This window comes from Pseudahrensia aquimaris (assembly GCF_042676045.1).
Taxonomy (GTDB): Bacteria; Pseudomonadota; Alphaproteobacteria; order Rhizobiales; family Rhizobiaceae; genus Pseudahrensia; species Pseudahrensia aquimaris.
Genome location: NZ_JBHTJV010000003.1, coordinates 358,550 through 377,059, shown reverse-complemented (window position 1 = coordinate 377,059; position 18,510 = coordinate 358,550). Strand labels below are relative to the sequence as shown.

Annotated in this window: 18 protein-coding genes and 1 tRNA gene; 11 read left to right on the top strand and 8 right to left on the bottom strand. The window is 56.1% G+C overall.

Translation table 11 applies throughout. The features are described from left to right. Positions 1 to 22: 22 nt before the first annotated feature. Genes ACFQ14_RS05290 through ACFQ14_RS05270 form a run of 5 tightly spaced genes read right to left on the bottom strand, consistent with a single transcriptional unit; the run spans position 23 to position 4,061 of the window. Positions 23 to 817 (bottom strand): SDR family NAD(P)-dependent oxidoreductase, encoded by a 795-nt coding sequence (locus ACFQ14_RS05290; RefSeq protein ID WP_377211660.1) that lies wholly within the window; start codon positions 815 to 817, stop codon positions 23 to 25. Then, the gene (locus ACFQ14_RS05285; RefSeq protein WP_377211659.1) at positions 814 to 1,854 is read right to left on the bottom strand and encodes a phosphotransferase; all 1,041 of its coding nucleotides are present in this window, start codon (positions 1,852 to 1,854) and stop codon (positions 814 to 816) included. The genes ACFQ14_RS05290 and ACFQ14_RS05285 overlap by 4 nt, the downstream gene beginning before the upstream one ends. Beyond that, entirely contained in the window at positions 1,851 to 2,753 is a 903-nt protein-coding gene (locus tag ACFQ14_RS05280) for an SDR family NAD(P)-dependent oxidoreductase (RefSeq protein ID WP_377211658.1), read from the bottom strand. Before ACFQ14_RS05280 ends, ACFQ14_RS05285 begins: the two co-directional genes overlap by 4 nt. Next, positions 2,753 to 3,229, bottom strand: a complete 477-nt coding sequence (locus tag ACFQ14_RS05275; protein ID WP_377211657.1) for a MaoC family dehydratase — start codon at positions 3,227 to 3,229, stop codon at positions 2,753 to 2,755. Before ACFQ14_RS05275 ends, ACFQ14_RS05280 begins: the two co-directional genes overlap by 1 nt. A 4-nt stretch (positions 3,230 to 3,233) precedes the next feature. Next, the gene (locus ACFQ14_RS05270) at positions 3,234 to 4,061 is read right to left on the bottom strand and encodes an SDR family oxidoreductase (protein ID WP_377211656.1); all 828 of its coding nucleotides are present in this window, start codon (positions 4,059 to 4,061) and stop codon (positions 3,234 to 3,236) included. Between the two features lie 183 nt (positions 4,062 to 4,244). Here ACFQ14_RS05270 and ACFQ14_RS05265 point away from each other — a divergent pair, with 183 nt between their 5' ends. From ACFQ14_RS05265 to ACFQ14_RS05225, 9 genes are all read left to right on the top strand, one after another. Next, positions 4,245 to 4,949: a TetR/AcrR family transcriptional regulator gene (locus ACFQ14_RS05265; RefSeq protein WP_377211655.1), complete on the top strand. Its 705-nt coding sequence runs from the start codon at positions 4,245 to 4,247 to the stop codon at positions 4,947 to 4,949. Beyond that, the gene (locus tag ACFQ14_RS05260) at positions 4,946 to 6,193 is read left to right on the top strand and encodes an acyl-CoA dehydrogenase family protein (RefSeq protein ID WP_377211654.1); all 1,248 of its coding nucleotides are present in this window, start codon (positions 4,946 to 4,948) and stop codon (positions 6,191 to 6,193) included. The genes ACFQ14_RS05265 and ACFQ14_RS05260 overlap by 4 nt, the downstream gene beginning before the upstream one ends. A 4-nt stretch (positions 6,194 to 6,197) precedes the next feature. Then, positions 6,198 to 7,217 (top strand): zinc-binding dehydrogenase, encoded by a 1,020-nt coding sequence (locus tag ACFQ14_RS05255; RefSeq protein ID WP_377211653.1) that lies wholly within the window; start codon positions 6,198 to 6,200, stop codon positions 7,215 to 7,217. Positions 7,218 to 7,340: 123 nt separating this feature from the next. Then, positions 7,341 to 8,216, top strand: a complete 876-nt coding sequence (locus tag ACFQ14_RS05250; protein ID WP_377211652.1) for a branched-chain amino acid ABC transporter permease — start codon at positions 7,341 to 7,343, stop codon at positions 8,214 to 8,216. A gap of 4 nt (positions 8,217 to 8,220) precedes the next feature. After that, positions 8,221 to 9,315 carry a branched-chain amino acid ABC transporter permease gene (locus ACFQ14_RS05245; RefSeq protein WP_377211651.1) on the top strand — a complete coding sequence of 365 codons (1,095 nt, stop codon included), beginning with the start codon at positions 8,221 to 8,223 and terminating at the stop codon, positions 9,313 to 9,315. Next, entirely contained in the window at positions 9,312 to 10,115 is an 804-nt protein-coding gene (locus ACFQ14_RS05240) for an ABC transporter ATP-binding protein (protein ID WP_377211650.1), read from the top strand. The genes ACFQ14_RS05245 and ACFQ14_RS05240 overlap by 4 nt, the downstream gene beginning before the upstream one ends. Further along, a complete protein-coding gene (locus tag ACFQ14_RS05235) occupies positions 10,112 to 10,891 on the top strand; it encodes an ABC transporter ATP-binding protein (RefSeq protein ID WP_377211649.1) in 780 nt (259 codons plus the stop codon). Before ACFQ14_RS05240 ends, ACFQ14_RS05235 begins: the two co-directional genes overlap by 4 nt. A 5-nt stretch (positions 10,892 to 10,896) precedes the next feature. Next, the gene (locus ACFQ14_RS05230; protein ID WP_377211648.1) at positions 10,897 to 12,795 is read left to right on the top strand and encodes an AMP-dependent synthetase/ligase; all 1,899 of its coding nucleotides are present in this window, start codon (positions 10,897 to 10,899) and stop codon (positions 12,793 to 12,795) included. Between the two features lie 54 nt (positions 12,796 to 12,849). Continuing rightward, complete coding sequence (locus ACFQ14_RS05225; protein ID WP_377211647.1) at positions 12,850 to 14,025, top strand: ABC transporter substrate-binding protein; 1,176 nt, start codon at positions 12,850 to 12,852, stop codon at positions 14,023 to 14,025. Between the two features lie 52 nt (positions 14,026 to 14,077). Here the strand turns inward: ACFQ14_RS05225 and ACFQ14_RS05220 are convergent, their stop codons facing one another. From ACFQ14_RS05220 to ACFQ14_RS05210, 3 genes are all read right to left on the bottom strand, one after another. Then, positions 14,078 to 15,250 carry an acetate/propionate family kinase gene (locus tag ACFQ14_RS05220; protein ID WP_377211646.1) on the bottom strand — a complete coding sequence of 391 codons (1,173 nt, stop codon included), beginning with the start codon at positions 15,248 to 15,250 and terminating at the stop codon, positions 14,078 to 14,080. Then, positions 15,247 to 15,966: an HAD family hydrolase gene (locus tag ACFQ14_RS05215; RefSeq protein WP_377211645.1), complete on the bottom strand. Its 720-nt coding sequence runs from the start codon at positions 15,964 to 15,966 to the stop codon at positions 15,247 to 15,249. The genes ACFQ14_RS05220 and ACFQ14_RS05215 overlap by 4 nt, the downstream gene beginning before the upstream one ends. Positions 15,967 to 16,183: 217 nt before the next feature. Continuing rightward, positions 16,184 to 17,143, bottom strand: coding sequence for an N-acyl homoserine lactonase family protein (locus tag ACFQ14_RS05210; RefSeq protein WP_377211644.1), 960 nt, complete (start codon positions 17,141 to 17,143; stop codon positions 16,184 to 16,186). Between the two features lie 140 nt (positions 17,144 to 17,283). Between ACFQ14_RS05210 and ACFQ14_RS05205 the strand changes: the two genes are divergently transcribed. After that, complete coding sequence (locus tag ACFQ14_RS05205) at positions 17,284 to 17,859, top strand: TetR/AcrR family transcriptional regulator (RefSeq protein WP_377211643.1); 576 nt, start codon at positions 17,284 to 17,286, stop codon at positions 17,857 to 17,859. Between the two features lie 62 nt (positions 17,860 to 17,921). Further along, positions 17,922 to 18,011 (top strand) — tRNA-Ser (locus ACFQ14_RS05200). The last annotated feature ends 499 nt before the right edge of the window (positions 18,012 to 18,510 follow it).

Here is an 18,510-nt window from a genome sequence, read left to right as displayed (position 1 = left end):
CTCCAATATTTCCATGTGCGCCCTATTGGGCGCTCGTGCCGCCGTCCAAGGCGACAGCTTGTCCGGTCATGAATGTGTTGCGCGGGTCGCATATCCACAGCATTGACCGGGTAATTTCTTCAGGTTCTGCCAGTCGGCGCATCGGAATGCCACGGGTCAAAAAGTCCTCCGCTTCCTTGGTGCCGCCACCAGCGGCCAGCAACCCGTCTTCGACCATCGGCGTGCGGGCAAAGGCGGGGCAGATGGCGTTGATGCGGATGCCGCGGCGGGCATATTCAATGGCTGCGGATTTCGTCAGGCCCACAACGCCAAATTTTGCCGCCGCATACATGCCCAGTGTCGGTGCGCCGGAAAGGCCCGCCAGCGAGGCGACGTTGAGGATCGAGCAAATGCGCCCGTCTTGGCCGTGTGCCTTTTCCATTTCCCTTATTTGATACTTCATGCCGTAGAAGACGCCCATCAAATCGACTTGCACCGTCATATGCGCTTGCTTGGAATCGATCTGTGCAGTTTTCGCCGCATCGTGGCCGATGCCTGCATTATTAATTGCCACGTCTAGGCGTCCAAACCGCTCCATCGCCAGTTCAACCGTTTCGCGGCAATGGTCTTCTTCCGCGACCGACCCGGCCAGAGTGGTGACCTTGTGGCCGTCTTTCTCCAAAGAGGCGGCCAGCGCGGCGAGGCCATCCGCGTTGTAGTCCGACAAAACCAGATTGGCACCGCGCTCTGCAAACAAGGCGGATGCGGATTTTCCAAATCCTCCGGCAGCGCCGGTGATCAGCACTGTCTGGCCTTCAAATATCTGTTCGACACTCATGCGCCGTGCTCCTTAATTTCTGATAACGCCGCTTGGGTCAGCAGCGGCACGGCTGCATACATTTGTTTGGCCCGTTCGGGGTTCGACGCATTGCCGTCAACCGAACGGCGGTAAACGCCCTGAAGAATTGCTGCCAGTTTGAAGAACGAGAACGCCACGTAGAAAGACCAGTTTTCGATGCGTTCAATGCCTCGGCGTTCGCAATAGCTTATCAGATATTGCCCTTCAGTCGGTATGCCGATGGCGTTGCGGTCAATTCCGCCCAGTCCGCGCATGCCGCTGGCATGGGGCAGCCGCCACTGCATGCATTGATAGGCGAGATCGGCGAGCGGATGGCCCAGTGTGGAGAGTTCCCAATCCAGCACCGCGACCACTTCCTCGCGGTTGGAATGGAAGATCATGTTGTCCAGCCGGTAGTCGCCATGGACGATCGACACCGTGCCGTCGTCTTCCGGCATGTTCGCTTCCAGCCAAGCGATCAACTCATGCACATTATCGTTACGCTCTAACTCAGAGGCACGATATTGCTTGGCCCAGCGGTCTGTCTGCCGTGCGAAATAGTTCCCCGGCTTGCCGAATTCGGACAGGCCAACAGCCGCAACATCCACGCTGTGCAGTTTCGCCAGCGTGTCGTTCATCGCGTCGTAAATGCGGGTACGGGTATCATTGTCGGCGACTTCCGGCAGGGCTGGATCCCAGAAAATCCGCCCTTCGTTAAACCGCATGACAAAGAATTGCCGCCCGATGGGCGAGGCGTTTCCGTTCTCTGAAAGCGCAATCGCATCCGGCACGGGAACATCCGTGTCAGCCAGCGCGGTCATAACGCGGTATTCGCGGTCCACCGCATGGGCCGATTTCAGCAATTCGCCCGGCGGCTTGGCGCGCAAGACGTAATCGCCGGATTCGGCTTCAATTTTGTACGTCGGGTTTGACTGACCATCACCAAACTTCGTGATGGTCTTGAAGCCGGCAAGCCCGCAATGGCTCTCCAGCCACTCGATCAGCGGGGCAAGCTCGAAAGGGGGCGTCTCGCTCATCCTTTCATTGCCTTCTGGACCATTTTCATCACGTGGTCGTTGCCCTGCATGTGTTCGACGGCGCCAGTCATGTCAGTAATTTCGCCCCACCGAGCCGCGATTGCGTCTGGTGTACGGTCGTTTTCTTCAAGGAAAATGCCTTCCGCCTCCATCAGCTTGGCGACGGTGTATCCGCCAGCGCCAGCCAACAGAATGTTGCGCGAAGGCGCTTCTTTCGATGCCAAAAACAGCACTCCTGGCGTCACCCATTTCGGGTCCAGCGTCGAAAGCGCTTCGGGCGGGATCACATCCTCGGTCATTCGCGTTGCAGCGGTTGGCGAAATGCAATTAACGTGAATGTTGTTCTTCGCACCTTCAATATGGAGCGTGTTCATCAAGCCCCAAACGCCGGTCTTCGCAGCGCCGTAATTGGCCTGTCCGAAATTGCCGTAGATGCCGGAGGTTGAGGTCGTCATCACGATGCGCCCGTAGTTCTGCGCCTTCATGATGTTCCAAACCGCGAGCGTGCAATTGGCTGAGCCGGTCAGGTGAACAGCCACAACCGCATCCCATTCCTCTCCCGTCATTTTGCCAAACGAGCGGTCGCGCAGAATGCCTGCATTGTTGATGAGCACATCAATGCGGCCATAGGCGTCCAGCGTCTGCTTCACCATCGCATCGACTTGTTCACGGTCGACAACGTTGGCACCATTGGCAATCGCCGTTCCGCCCGCAGCTTCAACCTCCGCAACCACGGCTTCAGCGGCGGCAGACGAACCGCCTGTGCCGTCACGTGCACCGCCGAAATCGTTGACGACGACCTTTGCACCCAAACGGGCAAACTCTAGCGCGTGCGATTTGCCAAGGCCGTTGCCTGCGCCGGTGACGATGACAACTTGGTTTTCAAACGAGATAGCCATCACGCGGCACCTTCTTTTTTCAATACGGTCAGCCCCAGCCATTCCGAAGTCAGGGCAGGGCGCTTGCCGCCTTCGATTTCTACGTCAACGCGCTTCGTAACCAGAATGTTGGTCGGAGATTTTTCATCCACACTCAGCGTTGTGAACTTGCCCCGCACCCGCGAGCCAACGGCCACAGGTGCGGTAAAGCGAATTTTGTCAAAGCCGTAATTGACGCCCATTTCGATGTTCTCAAGCGACGGTTCGCAATCGAAGCTCATGGCCGACAGCATGGAGAGCGACAAAAACCCGTGGGCAATCGTGCCGCCAAATTGCGTCTTTGCTGCTGCCTCCGGCTTCACGTGAATGAATTGCCAGTCTTCGGTCACGTCCGCGAACAGATCGATGCGCTTTTGATCCAGCGTGAACCAACGCGAATAGCGCGGTTCGCCGCCAACCTGGGCTTTCAATTCATCGAGTGTGATCGTCTCGCTCATGGTCTTACCCCATATCTGGAAAAATTGGCCGGTCGCCCGTGTCGACGGAATATCCACCGTCTACGGGAATCGCAGCACCCGTTACATAGCCGCCGCCGCGTCCGCACAAAAACAGCATCAAACCTGCAATATCGTCTGGCCGCCCGACGCGCCCCATTGGGTTCATTTGGGCAACTTTATCAGTGCCTTCTTCGGTCGCGGTCGCAAAAGCTGTCATGCGACTGGGGAAGGGGCCGGGGCAGATCGCGTTGACAGTAATGCGACGCGCAGTGAATTCATTTGCGAGCAACTTCGTCAGATGCAAAACCGCTCCTTTGGACACTGTATAAGAGTATGCCCCATCGGCTATCGGCACGATGCCCATGGTAGACGACGTGTTGATAACCCGTGCTGGATCATCGATTGACGCGGATGCTTCCAACAAAGGTGTGAGGTCTCGTGTCAATTCGAACATAGCCGTCACGTTCAACGTCAGGATCTTATCCCAGGCCTTGCGCGGATGCGTCTCGAACGGTTCGCCCCAAGACGCGCCTGCATTGTTGGCCAGAATGTGCAGCACGTCGGTGCGAGACATTACTTCAGACACAAGCGCCGCATGGCTTTCCTCTGTCGCCAGATCGCCACCAAAGCCTTCCGCCGATCCTTTCGCGTCCAGTGCGTTCAACTCCACAGCCACCGCCTCGCAGGCATCGCCCTTGCGTGAACAGATCAGCACCCGGGCACCAGCTCGCACCAAAGCCTCAGCCATCATGCGGCCAATACCGGTTGCCCCGCCAGTGATGAGCGCGGTCTTACCCTCCAAGCCAAACAGTCCGTCGATATAATCGCTCACCGAATGCTCCTCCCAAACGCGTAGCCTAAAGTTTGGCCAAAAACGTGCATTGCAATCCTATGGCGGTGCGATGCGATTGACAACATACCGAGTAGTATGTTCCCGTATTTGTCTGAGGGAGGTCAGGCTGATGATAATGATGACTAGGGTTTGCCTGCACAATGCGAGGTTAAGCTGCAGCCAATGAATACGGCCGTACAGCGATTGGAAACACGCACGCGAGGCGTTTCGGCGCCCAGCGACGGCGCGCCTGACGCCCGCACGGAAGTCCTCAATGCCGCCGCGGAGTGCTTTAAGGAGCAGGGCTTTTCAGCAACTTCGATTGATGATGTTGCCCGCCACCTTGGCGCAACCAAAGGCATGATTTATCACCATTTCCGCTCCAAGACCGATTTGTTCTTCGAGGTTTATCGCCGTGGAATGGAAATTAACGTCGAGGCAATCGAATCGACGGCAAACAGATCCGATACCGCGATTCAGAAGCTGACCCGCAAGTCTTTCGCCCATGCGGCAGTGTTGATGGCGCGGCAAAATTATCAGCGCGTGCTGGCCCAAGGGGTGCAGTTGCACCAACAGGGCTCAACCACGGCTGCGCAGCGCGATACGCTGAACGAGTTGATAGAGATTCGAAATGCCTATGAAGCGCGTTTCCGCAATGCAATTGCTGCGGCAGCTAAGGAGGCTGGCGTGACGGTCTCCGACCTATCGTTGGCGTCGAAGAGCTATCTGGCGGTAATCAACAGCACAGTCTTTTGGTATTCGCCCCGCACGGAAAATCCAGCACGGGAACAAGCAAAAATTGCAGCTGATCTGGTGACCTTCGCTATGCAAGGCGTTGGCATTCAGGCTGACAAAGAAGTCTTGAAACAAACGGGAGCAAGCGCATGAGCGACGCGGCAATGGATCTTGGTATGTCTGACAAAGTTCGCGCACTGCGCGACCAGGTGGCCGAAATGATCCAAGATGAGGTTCTGCCTCTGGAAAAAGAATTCCTAGACGAGATCGAAAAAGGCGACCGCTGGCAATATACCGAGCGTCAGACGGAGATTCTCGAAGGTCTGAAGGCTGAAGCAAGAAAGCGCGGTCTATGGAATTTCTGGCTGACGGATTCAGAGCGCGGCTATGGCCTCAGCACGGTGGAATACGCCTACTTGGCTGAAGAGATGGGCAAAGCGCATCTTGGTGCCGAAGTCTTCAACTGCTCAGCACCCGACACCGGCAATATGGAAGTGTTTGAGCGTTACGCGAACGATGAGCTGAAAGAGAAATGGCTCAAACCGTTGCTCGCAGGCGAAATCCGTTCGGCCTATGCGATGACCGAACCAGATGTGGCATCATCAGATGCCACCAACATCTCAATGTCCTGCGTACGCGACGGCGACGAATACGTTCTGAACGGTGAAAAGCACTGGATTTCCGGCGCGGGTGACCCGCGCTGCAAGGTCTATATCGTCATGGTCAAAACCGGCTCGGACGATGACCCCAAACATGCTCAGCACAGCCAGATCGTTGTGCCTGCCGACACCAAAGGCATTGAAATATTGCGACCAATGCATGTGTTCACAATGGACGACGCGCCCCATGGCCACATGCACATGCGCTTTACCGATGTGCGTGTCCCAGCAACAAACCTGCTGCTCGGTGAGGGCAGGGGCTTTGAGATTTCACAAGGCCGCCTTGGGCCGGGCCGCATTCACCACTGCATGCGTGCCATCGGCCAAGCCGAACATGCGCTGAAACTGATGTGCGAGCGCTCGTTGCGCCGCGAAGCCTTTGGCAAGCCGATTGCCCAACTGGGCGCGAACTTCGACACGATTGCAGATGCCCGTATGGCCATCGAACAGGCCCGCCTGCTGTGCCTGAAAGCCGCTTGGATGATGGATCAGGGCGATGCCCGTGAAGCTGCTCCGTGGATTTCGCAGATCAAAGTGGTTGCACCGCTTGTTGCCTTGAAGGTGACCGATGATGCCATCCAGATGCACGGTGGCGTTGGCATCTCGCAAGACACGCCTCTGGCGAAACAGTGGATGCACCTTCGCACCCTGCGCTTTGCAGACGGCCCCGACGCGGTGCACCGCCGTCAGGTCGCCCGCAAGGAATTGAAACAATACACCCAACAGAAGATCGCGTGATCCCATGAAAGCTCTCATCCTCAAAGAAGGCGGTTTCGCCACCAAAGCGCCGGAAAGCATTCAGCTTACCGACATGGCTACACACCTCACATTTGGCGAGTTGGACATGCCGGAGGCGAAGGAAGACCAGGTGGTCATCAAGGTTTCGCTGGCATCTGTGAACCCGTCTGACGAGATGTTCATCCAAGGCCTCTACGGCCAGAAGCGCATCGCGGGAAAAGCCGCTGGCTTTGAAGGCGTGGGTGAAGTCGTATCATCTGGCGGCGGAGCCGTTGCCGATGGCTTGAAGGGCCTGCGCGTGGCTTTTGCCGCCTCGCCCCAGGGGGCTTGGGCCGAGTATGTGGTTGCAGAGGCCGCAACCTGCATACCGCTCATAGATGCCGTGCGCGATGAGGACGGGGCGGCCATGATCGTCAATCCGCTTACCGCAATCGCCATGTTTGATTTGGTGAAAAAGGAAGGCGAGAAAAGCTTCATTGTCTCTGCCGGGGCCAGCCAATTGTGCAAATTGATGATTTCTATGGCGAAAGACGAAGGCTATAGCCCCATCGCGCTTGTGCGCCGCGACGAGCAGATTGATCTGCTCAAAGGCATGGGCGCAACTCATGTGCTCAATGCGGAGAACGGAAACTTTGTCGAGGAACTGAGCGGCATTTGCCGAAACGACAAACCCCGCGTTTTCCTCGACGCAGTCGCCAACAACACCTCCGCGTCCGTGTTCAACACAATGGGCCGCGGCGCGCGCTGGGTGATCTATGGCAAGCTCGACACCGAGCTTCCAACCATCCAGGAACCGGGCCAACTGATTTTCATGCAAAAACAGATCGAAGGTTTCTGGCTGACAAGCTGGATGATGACCACGCCGATGGAAGAAAAAGTAGCCGCTATCCAAACAGCGCAAACGCGCTTTGCAACGGGCGAGTGGAAAACCGACGTCACCGCTATTCTATCGCTTGAGGAAGCGATGGAGAGCCTGCCGGAAGAACTTGCCAAACCGAACGGTAAAGTCTTTATCAAGCCGTGAACAAACGATAATTCGCGCTGATGCCGGGGCGGGAGGCCTTGGCAACGGTGCGCTCTGCGACTAGGATTTCACACAAGACGCCAAGAGCCGCACGGCTCAGAAAGCGTCAGGGAGGATACTGCGTTGGATCTCGTCCAGCTGTTGGTCAGCGGCCTAGCAAATGGCTGCGTGTATGGCCTCATCGCACTTGGCTTTGTGCTCATCTACAAAGCCACTGAAGCGGTCAATTTCGCTCAAGGCGATTTCATGATGCTGGGCGCGTTTCTATGCCTCGGCTTCACCAATCAGGATTTCATGGGTCTGCCGTTTGGCGTGGCTGTGGCGTTGTCGATCATAATTATGTTCGCCTTCGGCTATCTCTTCGACCGAACGGTGCTGCGCCATATGTTCGGGCAGTCGCAAGTCGCCATTGTGGTGTTGACCATTGCGCTTGGCTTTATCCTGCGCTTTGCGGCGGGCACCATCTGGAGCCACGAGCCGGTCTCGCTGGAAAGCCCGTTCGTCGGTAATGAGGTGAGGCTGTTCGGGGTCGTTCTCGGCGCTGAGGAATTCACGATTATCATCGTGACCATCCTGCTCACGGTCATGCTCTACTTGTTCTTCTCCAAGACCAAGCTTGGCATTTCCATGCAGGCGGCGTCACAAAACCAATTGGCCGCTTATTACATGGGCATCCCCGTCAAGCGGGTTCAAAGCCTCGTCTGGGGCCTTTCAGGCGCGGTGGCTGCGGTTGCTGGCATCCTGTTCGCCTCCAAAGGCGCGATTGAACCAAGCATCGGACTGCTGGGCATCAAAGCATTCGCAGCCGCAGCCATCGGTGGTTTTGGTTCGTTGCCGGGTGCGCTGGTTGGCGGTCTAATCATCGGCGTGGTTGAGCAATTGGCATCGCGCTATGGCGTTCCAGGAATTTCGCAAATCGCGCCTTACGCAATTTTGTTGCTGGTCCTGATCTTCCGCCCTGACGGTATTTTTTCGCAAACCCAAAAGAAGAAGGTGTAGGCCGATGCGTTTCGTTTTCAAAACCTCATATGACGCCGATATCCGCCTCTTCAAACACGGCGCGCAGGCTTTCTGGTATGCGCTGCTGGCCATTGGGATGTTGGGCTTGCCGCTTTTGCTTTCTGGATATGCGATTGGCGAAGTGACCAGCGTTTTGATCCTTGCTATCGCAGGCATGGGGCTGATGTTGCTGACGGGTCATACGGGTCTGCCCAGTTTGGGCCACGCCTTTTTCATGGCACTTGGCTGCTATGCCAACGTAAAAATGCTGGAAGCTGGTGTGCCTTGGCTCATCGCTTTCCCGCTGTCCGGTTTGATCGCTGGCGGTCTGGGCGCGTTGATCGCACTGCCTGTTTTGCGGCTTCACGGGGTGTATCTAGCGCTCGCAACACTGGCTTTGTCGATCCTCATCGCAGATATCATCATTCTTGCCGAACCGTGGACCGGCGGTGTCAGCGGTATTGTGGTGCCGGACATTTCGATCTTTGGTTTCACGGTGAACCGTTTTGCGACCCCATACGCCTTCTACTATGTCTGTCTGGCGGTCGTGGTTATCGTGATGCTGGTCTACCGCAATCTCCTTCGGGCACCTTTGGGCCGCTCGTTCACCGCCGTGCGCGACTCTGAAATCTCCGCGCAAGCGATGGGCATCAACCTGACCGTGACAAAGACCAAGGCGCTGTTCCTGTCAGCAACCTTCGCGGGGCTTTCCGGCTCGTTGCTTGGCCATTCGGCTGGTTTCGTCAATTCCGAAACCTTCGATCTGGTGCTGTCCATCACATTGCTATTGATGATCGTGATCGGTGGACTTGGCTTCATTCACGGCGCGTTTCTTGGGGCCATCGTCGTCGGGGTCATTCCGGTTTTGATCGCCAACGGCCGCACGTTCCTATCCACCGCCTTTGACATCAACATCAACGTGCCTGGCTTGGAGAGCGGCATCTTCGCCGCCATTCTGATCGGCTTCATTCTGTTTGAGCCGATGGGCTTGTATGGCCGTTGGTTGAAAGTGCGAACCTATTTCGAGCTGTTCCCGTTCTACCGCCGCGATATGTTCCGCCGCCAGAAATCTTACCTAAAGACGGAGCGCGTGCGATGAGCCTGCTGGAATTCGACCACGTCACGCTGCGTTTTGGCGGTGTTGTCGCCGTCAACGATGTGTCGGTGAAAATCGAGGAGGGCGAAGTCTTCGCCCTTGTCGGGCCAAACGGTGCTGGCAAATCCACAATGTTCAACCTCGTCTCGCGGTTCTATGACCCTGCGGAAGGGCGCATCACGTTTGATGGCAAAGACCTGCTGAAGCGTCGTTCAGACGAAGTGCCGATGCTGGGTATCGCGCGCACGTTTCAAAACATCGAATTGTTCGAACAAGCGACCGTGCTGCACAACTTGCTCGTTGGCCGCCAGCGCCACCGCAAAACCGGCATGATATCGGAGCTGATTTTCACGCCGAAAGTGCGCGACGAAGAACGCCGCCACCGCGAAGCAGTGGAACAGGTGATCGATTTCCTGGATCTCCAGGCATACCGCGACAAGATGATTTCTGGCCTGCCATATGGCGTGCGCAAGGTCGTCGAATTGGGTCGCGCTTTGGCGACAGAACCGCGCCTTTTGCTGCTCGACGAACCGGCCTCAGGCCTTTCCGTCGAAGAGACACAGGATATGGCCTTCTGGATTGAAGATATCCAAAAACAACTCGGCATAACCGTGCTCATGGTCGAGCACGACATGGGCCTCGTTTCCGCCGTCTCCAACCGCGTGCTTGCTCTGGCTGATGGCAAAGAATTGGCGACCGGAACGTCCGCCGAAGTGCAATCGCATCCGGCGGTGATTGAGGCTTATCTCGGCACGAAGGGGGTCTCCAAGACAGGGAAGTCCAAGAAGGAGGACGCGGCATGAGTCAACCTGTTCTCAAGGTCGACAACCTGGAATCCTACTATGGACCGATCATGGCCATTCGCGGCGTGTCGCTGGAAGTGCGTGAGGGTCAGATCGTAACCGTTTTGGGCGCAAATGGTGCGGGCAAAACAACGCTCCTGAAAACCATCTCCGGCGTGATGGATCCTGAAAAAGGAACGGTCGTTCTCGAGGGCGAAGAAATTCAGGGCATGGAGCCGGACCGTGTTGTGGCCAAGCGCCTTGTTCATGTGCCGGAGGGCCGCGAGATTTTCCCGCTTCTGACGGTGGCTGAAAACATCTCGATGGGTGCCTACACCCGCTCAGACGGTGCCGCCAACATCGCCACTGACATGGAAATGGTCTACACATATTTTCCGATTTTGAAGGAACGCTCTGCGCAACAGGCCGGAACGCTTTCTGGCGGCCAGCAACAAATGCTCGCCATCGGTCGTGGCCTCATGGCAAAGCCGCGTATCATGCTGCTGGATGAACCGAGCCTCGGTCTTTCGCCACTGCTGACGGAAGAAATTTTTGAGATTATCGGTCGTTTGAACCGCGAGCAAAAAGTGACCATGATGTTGGTTGAGCAAAACGCCCATGTGGCGTTGGAGCTTGCAGACTTCGGTTATGTCATGGAGCTTGGCCGCATCGTGATGGCGGACGAAGCCAGTACATTGGCTTCGTCGAAAGACGTGCAAGAGTTTTATCTGGGGGTGAGTGCCGACGAAAATCAGCGCGGACAGCGCCGCTGGAAACAGCGCAAAACGTGGAGGTAACGAACATGGATTTGAAGACCCACAAAGCGGCTGAAATGCCAGCAATGCAGGACATAAACGGCATCAAAGTAAATGCTGATATGGCGCAAGGCCCATTCTTCATCGATGGCTATGACACGCTGCCCAAACTGTTTCAGGCCCGTTGCGCAGAGCTGGGCGAACGCACCGCCATGCGGGAGAAGGACTTCGGCATTTGGCTATCGTTCTCTTGGAACGATTACTATCAAAACGCCAAACTCGTCGGCCTCGGCCTTATGTCATTGGGCCTGAAGCGCGGCGAAGTTGTCTCCATTTTGTCGGAAGACAACAAGGAATGGCTGTTCGCTGATCTCGGAACCCAATGCGTTGGTGGGATCGGCTCCGGCGTTTACACGACAGACAGCGCCAGTCAGCTCGAATATCTGGTCAACGATTCTGACAGCCGTTTCCTGTTTCTGGAAAACGACGAGCAGCTCGACAAGTTTCTCGAAGTCAAAGACGCAATGCCCGGCCTCACCAAAGCGATCGTGTTCGACCGCGACGGCCTGCATGACTTCTCGGACGATAAGGTCATTTTCATCGAAGATCTGTACGCGATGGGCCGCGAATTCGAGAAGGCCAATCCGGGCCGGTTCGAAGAAGAGATTGCCAAGAGCAAACCCGATGACATCGCCATCCTCGTCTACACCTCCGGCACAACCGGCATGCCCAAGGGCGCGATGATCAGTCATGGAAATATCTTCCACTCGCTGTCATCCGGCATGGTCGGCGCACCGACCTATGCGACAGACGAGCAAATTTGCTTCCTGCCCCTTTGTCACATTCTGGAACGCCTCTTTTCAGGCTTCGGCCCGCTCGTCTCTCGCGCCACGTTGAACTTTGCCGAAAGCCCAGAGACGGTTTTCGACAATCTGCAAGAAGTCTCGCCGCATACGTTCGTTGCTGTGCCGCGGCTTTGGGAAAAAATATACTCGCGCGTGTCTATCCTTACATCCGACGCAACGGCCATGCAGCGCTGGGCCTACAAGCAAGCGCTGGCGGCCGGCGAACGACGCGCAGAAGCAATCATGAATGGTGCTGATCCTGAAGCGGCAGGTTCTTTGTCTTACAGGTTCTGGGACTTCATGGTATTGCGCAATCTGCGGCGTATGCTCGGCATGGATCGTCTGCGCCGCGGCGGTTCAGGCGCTGCGCCCATATCGCCGGAATTGCTCAAATGGTTCCATTCCATCGGCGCGCCGGTGCTGGAAGGCTACGGTATGACGGAATCAAGCGGTGTGATTTCCATCAACACATTCGGTGAGCACAAGATTGGCTCTGTCGGCAAGCCAGTGCCGGGTGCCCAAGTGCGCATCGCAACAGATGGCGAAATTCAGTACAAAGCCGGTAACGTGTTTCAGGGCTATCTCAACAAGCCCGAAAAGACCGCAGAAACCTTCACCGAAGATGGATGGTTACGCACTGGCGATGTCGGTTATGTCGACAACGAAGGCTACGTCACAATTACAGGCCGTTTGAAAGACATCATCATCACGGCAGGTGGCAAGAACATCACGCCTGCGGAAATTGAAAACCGCTTGAAATTCTCACCCTATATTTCGGATGCTGTCATCATCGGTGACCGCCGCAAATATCTGTCCTGCCTCGTGATGATCGACCAGGAAAATGTCGAAAAGTTCGCACAAGACAGACGTATACCGTTCAACAACTACGCATCGCTCTGCGCTGCGCCGGAAGTTCAGAAACTCGTTGGTGACGTTATCGACGAAGTGAACAAAGATTTCGCGCAAGTTGAACAGATAAAGAAATTTCGCCTCATCGACATTTTGTTGACGGCGGAGGACGACGAACTGACCCCGACCATGAAGCTGAAACGTGGCTTCGTGGAGGAAAAACATGCGGCGCTCATCGCCGAAATGTACTAGCCTTTCTTATCCGCCGACGTGGGAGCGTGTCGGCAACAAACCGGAGGAACACAAATGAAAATGCTCAAGAAACTGGCGCTTGCCGCCGCAGCAACATCCATGCTGGCCATGCCAGCCCACGCCGAACAGGGGGTCACTGACACCGAAATCCTGATCGGCTCCAACAACGATCTATCAGGCGTTTTTGCCGCCTTTGGCGGCCCTGCCACCAAGGCTGCACAGCTTTACTTCGATGAACTGAACGCTGCCGGTGGTGTCCACGGTCGTAAAATCCGCTTTGTTGTGGAAGATCATGGTTATCAGATGCCGAAAGCCATTCAGGGCATGAACAAGCTGGTCAACGGTGACGGCGTTTTCGCCATGTTGCTGTCGCTCGGCACGCCCATGAACATCGCTGCCTTCCCTGTGTTGGAAGCAAAGCGCATTCCCAACGTCTCGCCGCTTTCAGCCGCGCGCCAAATGAACGAACCTTTCTCGCAGTTTAAATATGCGGGAACAGCGTCCTACTACGCGCAGATCAAAGCTGGTGTGCCGTATTTGGCCAAAGAAAAAGGCGTGTCGAAAATCTGCACCATGACGCTGCCAACCGACTTCGGCAAAGAAATCGTGGCTGGCGCACAAGATGCCGCTTCGGCGATGGACGGTTTGGAGTTCGTCTCTGAAACAACGCACAAGCCGGACGAAGGCGACTTCGTCGGTTCGCTGCAAAAACTGAAGTCAGACGGTTGTCAGATCGTCGCTATGGCTTTGGGCGTGCGTCAGGCGATCACGGTTGCTGGCACGGCCAAGAAGTTGGGCATGGATAAAGACATGTTCTTCATCAACTCGTCCGCTGGCTTCCACACTGTCATGGCCAAAGTGCCAGGTGGCGTGACCGAGGGCATGTATGCCGCTGCCGGTTGGGCTGATTTGCTCTCCCGCATGGACAAGCCAGAAGTGCAGAAGTTCTTCAAGCAATACACCGAGGCCACAGGCGAGCAATTGCCGGGCACAGGCGCTGTGTTGGGCTATTCTGCAGCCATCACCATGCACAAAGCACTGGAAGCAGCTGGCAGAGACTTGAACGCCGACACGTTCCAGAAAGCGATGGAAAGCCTGAACTACGAAGATGTCATTTCTGGCAACACAGTCGACTATTCAGCAACCGATCACCAAGGCGCTGACGAAGTCATCATTTCCGTCATCAAAGACGGCAATTGGGTGGAATTGGCGCGTATCGAAGACCAGTAAAACCTGCGCATGAACAACCAAGAGGGCGGTCCATCGGGCCGCCCTTTTTTGTCTACAGCCAGCCGCTCGCGTGGCGTGCAATCATCAGCTCTTCGTTAGTTGGCGTGACGAAAATCCTCACGCGGCTGCGGTCTGATGAAACGATTGGCGCATTGAGACGGTTGCGATCCTCGTCCATTTCCAAGCCCAGCCAATCCATATCGTCGCAAACCCGTTCGCGGATGATGTCTGCGTTTTCGCCAATCCCGCCAGTAAACACGATAGCGTCCAGCCCGCCCAAAACGGCAGCCATCGCACCGATTTCTCGGCGGATTCGGAAGACGAAATAATCAAGCGCGTGTTTGGCCGCGCGGTCGTTGGAAGCCAGCAGTTCGCGCATATCGTTCGACAAGCCCGATAAACCCTTGAGCCCGGATTCCTTGTAGAGCATGTGCTCAATCTCGCGCGGCCCCATCTGCAATTGGTCCATCATGTAAAGCACCACGCCCGGGTCCAATTGCCCGCATCGCGTGCCCATCGGCAGGCCGTCGAGTGCGGAAAAGCCCATCGTTGACGCGACCGACAATCCGCCGCGAATGGCGCACATGGATGCTCCGTTGCCCAAATGCGCCACGATCACGCCGCCATCATGGTGATAAGGCGCGTCGCGCTTCATCTGGCTGACGATATATTCGTAGGAAAGCCCGTGAAACCCAAAGCGCCGCACGCCTTCGTCATAAAGCCGCCGAGGCAGGGCAAAGGTGTCGTTCACCCACGGCTGGTGGCGGTGAAAGGCCGTATCGAAACAGCCGATTTGCGGCGCATCGGGAAATGCCTCATGCGCAGCCACCACCCCGGCCAAATTGTGCGGCTGGTGAAGTGGCGCAAAGGGTGTCAGCGCCTCAAGCTTTGCGATGGTTGGCGCGTCGAGCAATACCGGCCCGTCATAGTCGACGCCACCATGCACGATACGGTGGCCCACTGCGCGCACTTCCGTGTCAGGCGCAAGCTCGCTCAGCACCGTCATAATGGTCGCCAACGCATCTGTGGGGGAGGTTATTGCACCTTCGTCCAGATCGCGCCTTACGACTGTCTCGCCTTGCGCGTTTTTCACCCTTAGCCAAGCGTCGGAGCCGATGCCTTCGACGCGGCCAACCAGTTCCAATGTCGGGTCACCATCGGCATCGAACAGGGCGAATTTTACCGAGGACGAGCCGGCATTGAGCGTTAGAACAACCTGTCTCATGCGTTCATCTCCTGATTCAATTTCCGCACAAGATCGGGTAATGCGCTGATATCATTCAAAACATGGTCGCCGAATTCAGCAAGGTCTTGCGCTTCCGCTTCACCGCTGGCCACTGCGATTGCCAAAGCGCCTGCGGCCCGTGCTGCCTTCATGTCGGTCTCGGAGTCGCCCACCATCGCAATTTCGCTCACCGCCAATTTGCAGTGGCTGGCGAATGCCAAAACCATCCCAGGTTCAGGCTTTCCGCCATGTCCGCTGTCAAAACCGCAGATCAGCGCAAAGCGTTCAAGCAGGCCAAGCTCGGCTAAATGCACCCGTGCAGCCTCTTCGGAATCGTTGGTTGCGATACCAAGCGGCAGCCCCATCGCGCCCAATTCATCCAGTACGCCGTGCGTGAACGGAAACGGGGTGAGGCTGGAGGTCGAATGCAGGATGTAGAGCGCATCGATATCGCTGGCGAGTTGATCAATATCATCACGCCGCAAGATTGGGGCTGCGACTTCCGCGATATCCCTCAAACTGCCCGCGATGAGAACGGAATGCGCGTGACAGGCTTTCAAATCGGCATCAAACCCGAGCACCTCCGCCAGATCGGCGGCAATGACTGCGTGACCATCGCTCAAATGACCGATCACCTTCGCGGTCGCCGGCCCAAACGTGCCCGAGAAGTCGATCAAGGTCCCATCCTTGTCGAAAAGAATTGCCTTAATGGCCATGCACTGAATTCCGTTGGATTTTGAACCACTGTTCCCCACGAACGCCCGTTGTGCAACGGCAGACATGGATTAGCCGCCAGTGAAAATCGTGGCTCTTGGGGATAATCCGCGCATCGTGCGGATGGCTGCTGCGTGCAGGAACGATGGAAGGCTTAACCGTCGGTATCGCTCCCAGCAGTTTGGCTTTGCGCCCTTCGTCGCTAGGGGAATATGGTGTTTAACCAATTAGGCGCTGCATGTTGGTTGCATCATGGGTTGGTAGAATTGTCGTGCCGAACTGTTGATATTGCGCTTTCAGCCGGTTGGATGTTTCCACAGCGGCAGCATGATCTTCAACGATTCCCGCAATCGTCCCGTTTTCGATCTGGTCGAGCGAAAACGCGGCGTCACCTGCAATCAACCACGAACGACCTTCGCCTTCGATCAAAACCGACTGATGCCCATTGGCATGGCCATTGGTCGGGATGATCGAAACCGTGCCGTCCGTTGTAAGAGGAGAGGAGGCGTTAAACACGCCACGCGCTGTTTCCGCCAAACGAACGGCGCGAATATCGATTCCCTCGGGAATGCGGCACATCAAAGCGCCCGCATGCCCGCCCTGCGCTTGTTGTGAGACGAAAAACTGAGCCTGCTTGAACCAGCCCATCCCGCCCATATGGTCGGAATGCAAATGGGTCATCACCACTTTCGACACCCGCTCTGGCGCAAGCCCAAGCGCCTTCATTTGCGGCCCGATCTCATCCTGCGCCGTCAGCGAAAAGCGCAGGTTGCGGCGGTAGAACAGGCCGGTGACGGCATCGCAAGCGGTGTAATCACGCTTCAGGATCGCCGCCGTCTCGCCGGTATCAACCACAAAAAGTCCTTCAGGGTGTTCAAGGGCCCAAGCCGTCACAGGCAGCCATTCCGTCCAATCGCCATCGGTCATAATGGCAGGAAGGCGCAAGCCCTTCGGACCGGAATAGGCGCGGTGCGTTTCCTTCACCGACACCCAGCCAGTTTGAATCATGTGCAAGGTAATCCTGGCGGACAGCCGCACGGTCACTGGCGGGGGATTGGTAGGCGCTTGGTCTATTTCCGCCAAAGGCCGCCACATCGCATAGGAACATCCGGCAATCGGCAGGCCAATCGCGCAGACCGATGCGGCGCTCATAATCTGTCGTCTTGTCATGTTGGCCATAGCCATTCGCCTCAATTGAAATATGAATGAATCTCATTCATTTTTTCCAATCTCAGCCGTTTGTCAATCGAAAATCTGAATGATATTCATTTCGCTCTGGCGAAAAGCCTGTTCTCGTCTTTAAAAGAGCCCATTCACCCGTGAGCCAAACCACCCCCCAATCGGACAAGACTGACCGCATCGTTGAGCAGGCGACCCGCCATTTTGCAGAGCACGGTTTTGAGGCCACAAAGCTGTCGGAAGTAGCCCGAGATGCAGGTGTGGCAGTGGGCACGATTTATCTGCGCTACAAGAGCAAGAACGAGTTGCTGATCGCGGTGATGGAGGCGGTGGAAACCCGTTTCGATACAGCCCTGCAATCCAAACATCTTTGGGAAATCGAATGGCCTGAGCGGTTCGGCCACGTCATGCAGGCCATGTTCAATCAGGCAGCGAAAGAGCAGAATTTGGTGGAACTGATGGCACTGGTGCCGTTTGCCCTGCGTGACGGATACCGTTCCGGCACACGCCTGCGCCAATCAATCGCCGCGCACATCGCAGACGGCCAGCAAAGGGGCCAACTGCGCAATGATGTGGACCCTGCAATCGCCGCCTCACTTGCGCACGGGATGGTGGAAGGGGCGATGTCGGAACTCATGGCCAACCCCCAAGCCGACCCGACTGAGATGATCGAAGAATTGACCGTTGCCGCCACCCGTTGGCTGGCGGTTTCATAAGCCAATACAAAGCGCTCAATTTCACCTTGATCGCATCCCCCCTTTACTTTAGTCACGGCGGCGGAGACGTGGCCGAGTGGTCGAAGGCGCGCCCCTGCTAAGGGCGTAGACGGGGAACCGTCTCGAGGGTTCGAATCCCTTCGTCTCCGCCAGTTTTCTTAAATTCGATCACTGCTATCAACAATTCAAAGGGGTGGTCGATGTATATTACCCCTGCCGCACCCCCTTTGCGATTTGATTCCAACGCCTGTGTTCTGCGGGTAAGCTCAGCAGTAGAGTGACGCTTTTACCCGCTGCATGGGCGCTGTCAGTTTCAATGCAAATAAAGCTAAGGTCATTTTTCAACCGCGCCGAAAAGATTTCTGCAACGCAAGATGTGATCAAGCCCTGAACCAGTTGGTACAGACTGCCTGTGCTTAACGCGAACGCAGCACGTAGGTTGGGAAAAACCAGGTTTAGTTGTTGGTTTTCTCTGCGATGTTTTGCCGAGCACATTTCGGTGCACTGGCTTAACGCTGTAGCTCTGATCAAGCGACCATATGCAGCCAATCGATATTGGCCGATGAAGAGTCATTCCGTTTCTGAGGCTTCCAAGCAAAGAGCGGAAGAGTCAGAATGGCTCGTTTGCAAAAATCTCCCAACGGCAGTGGA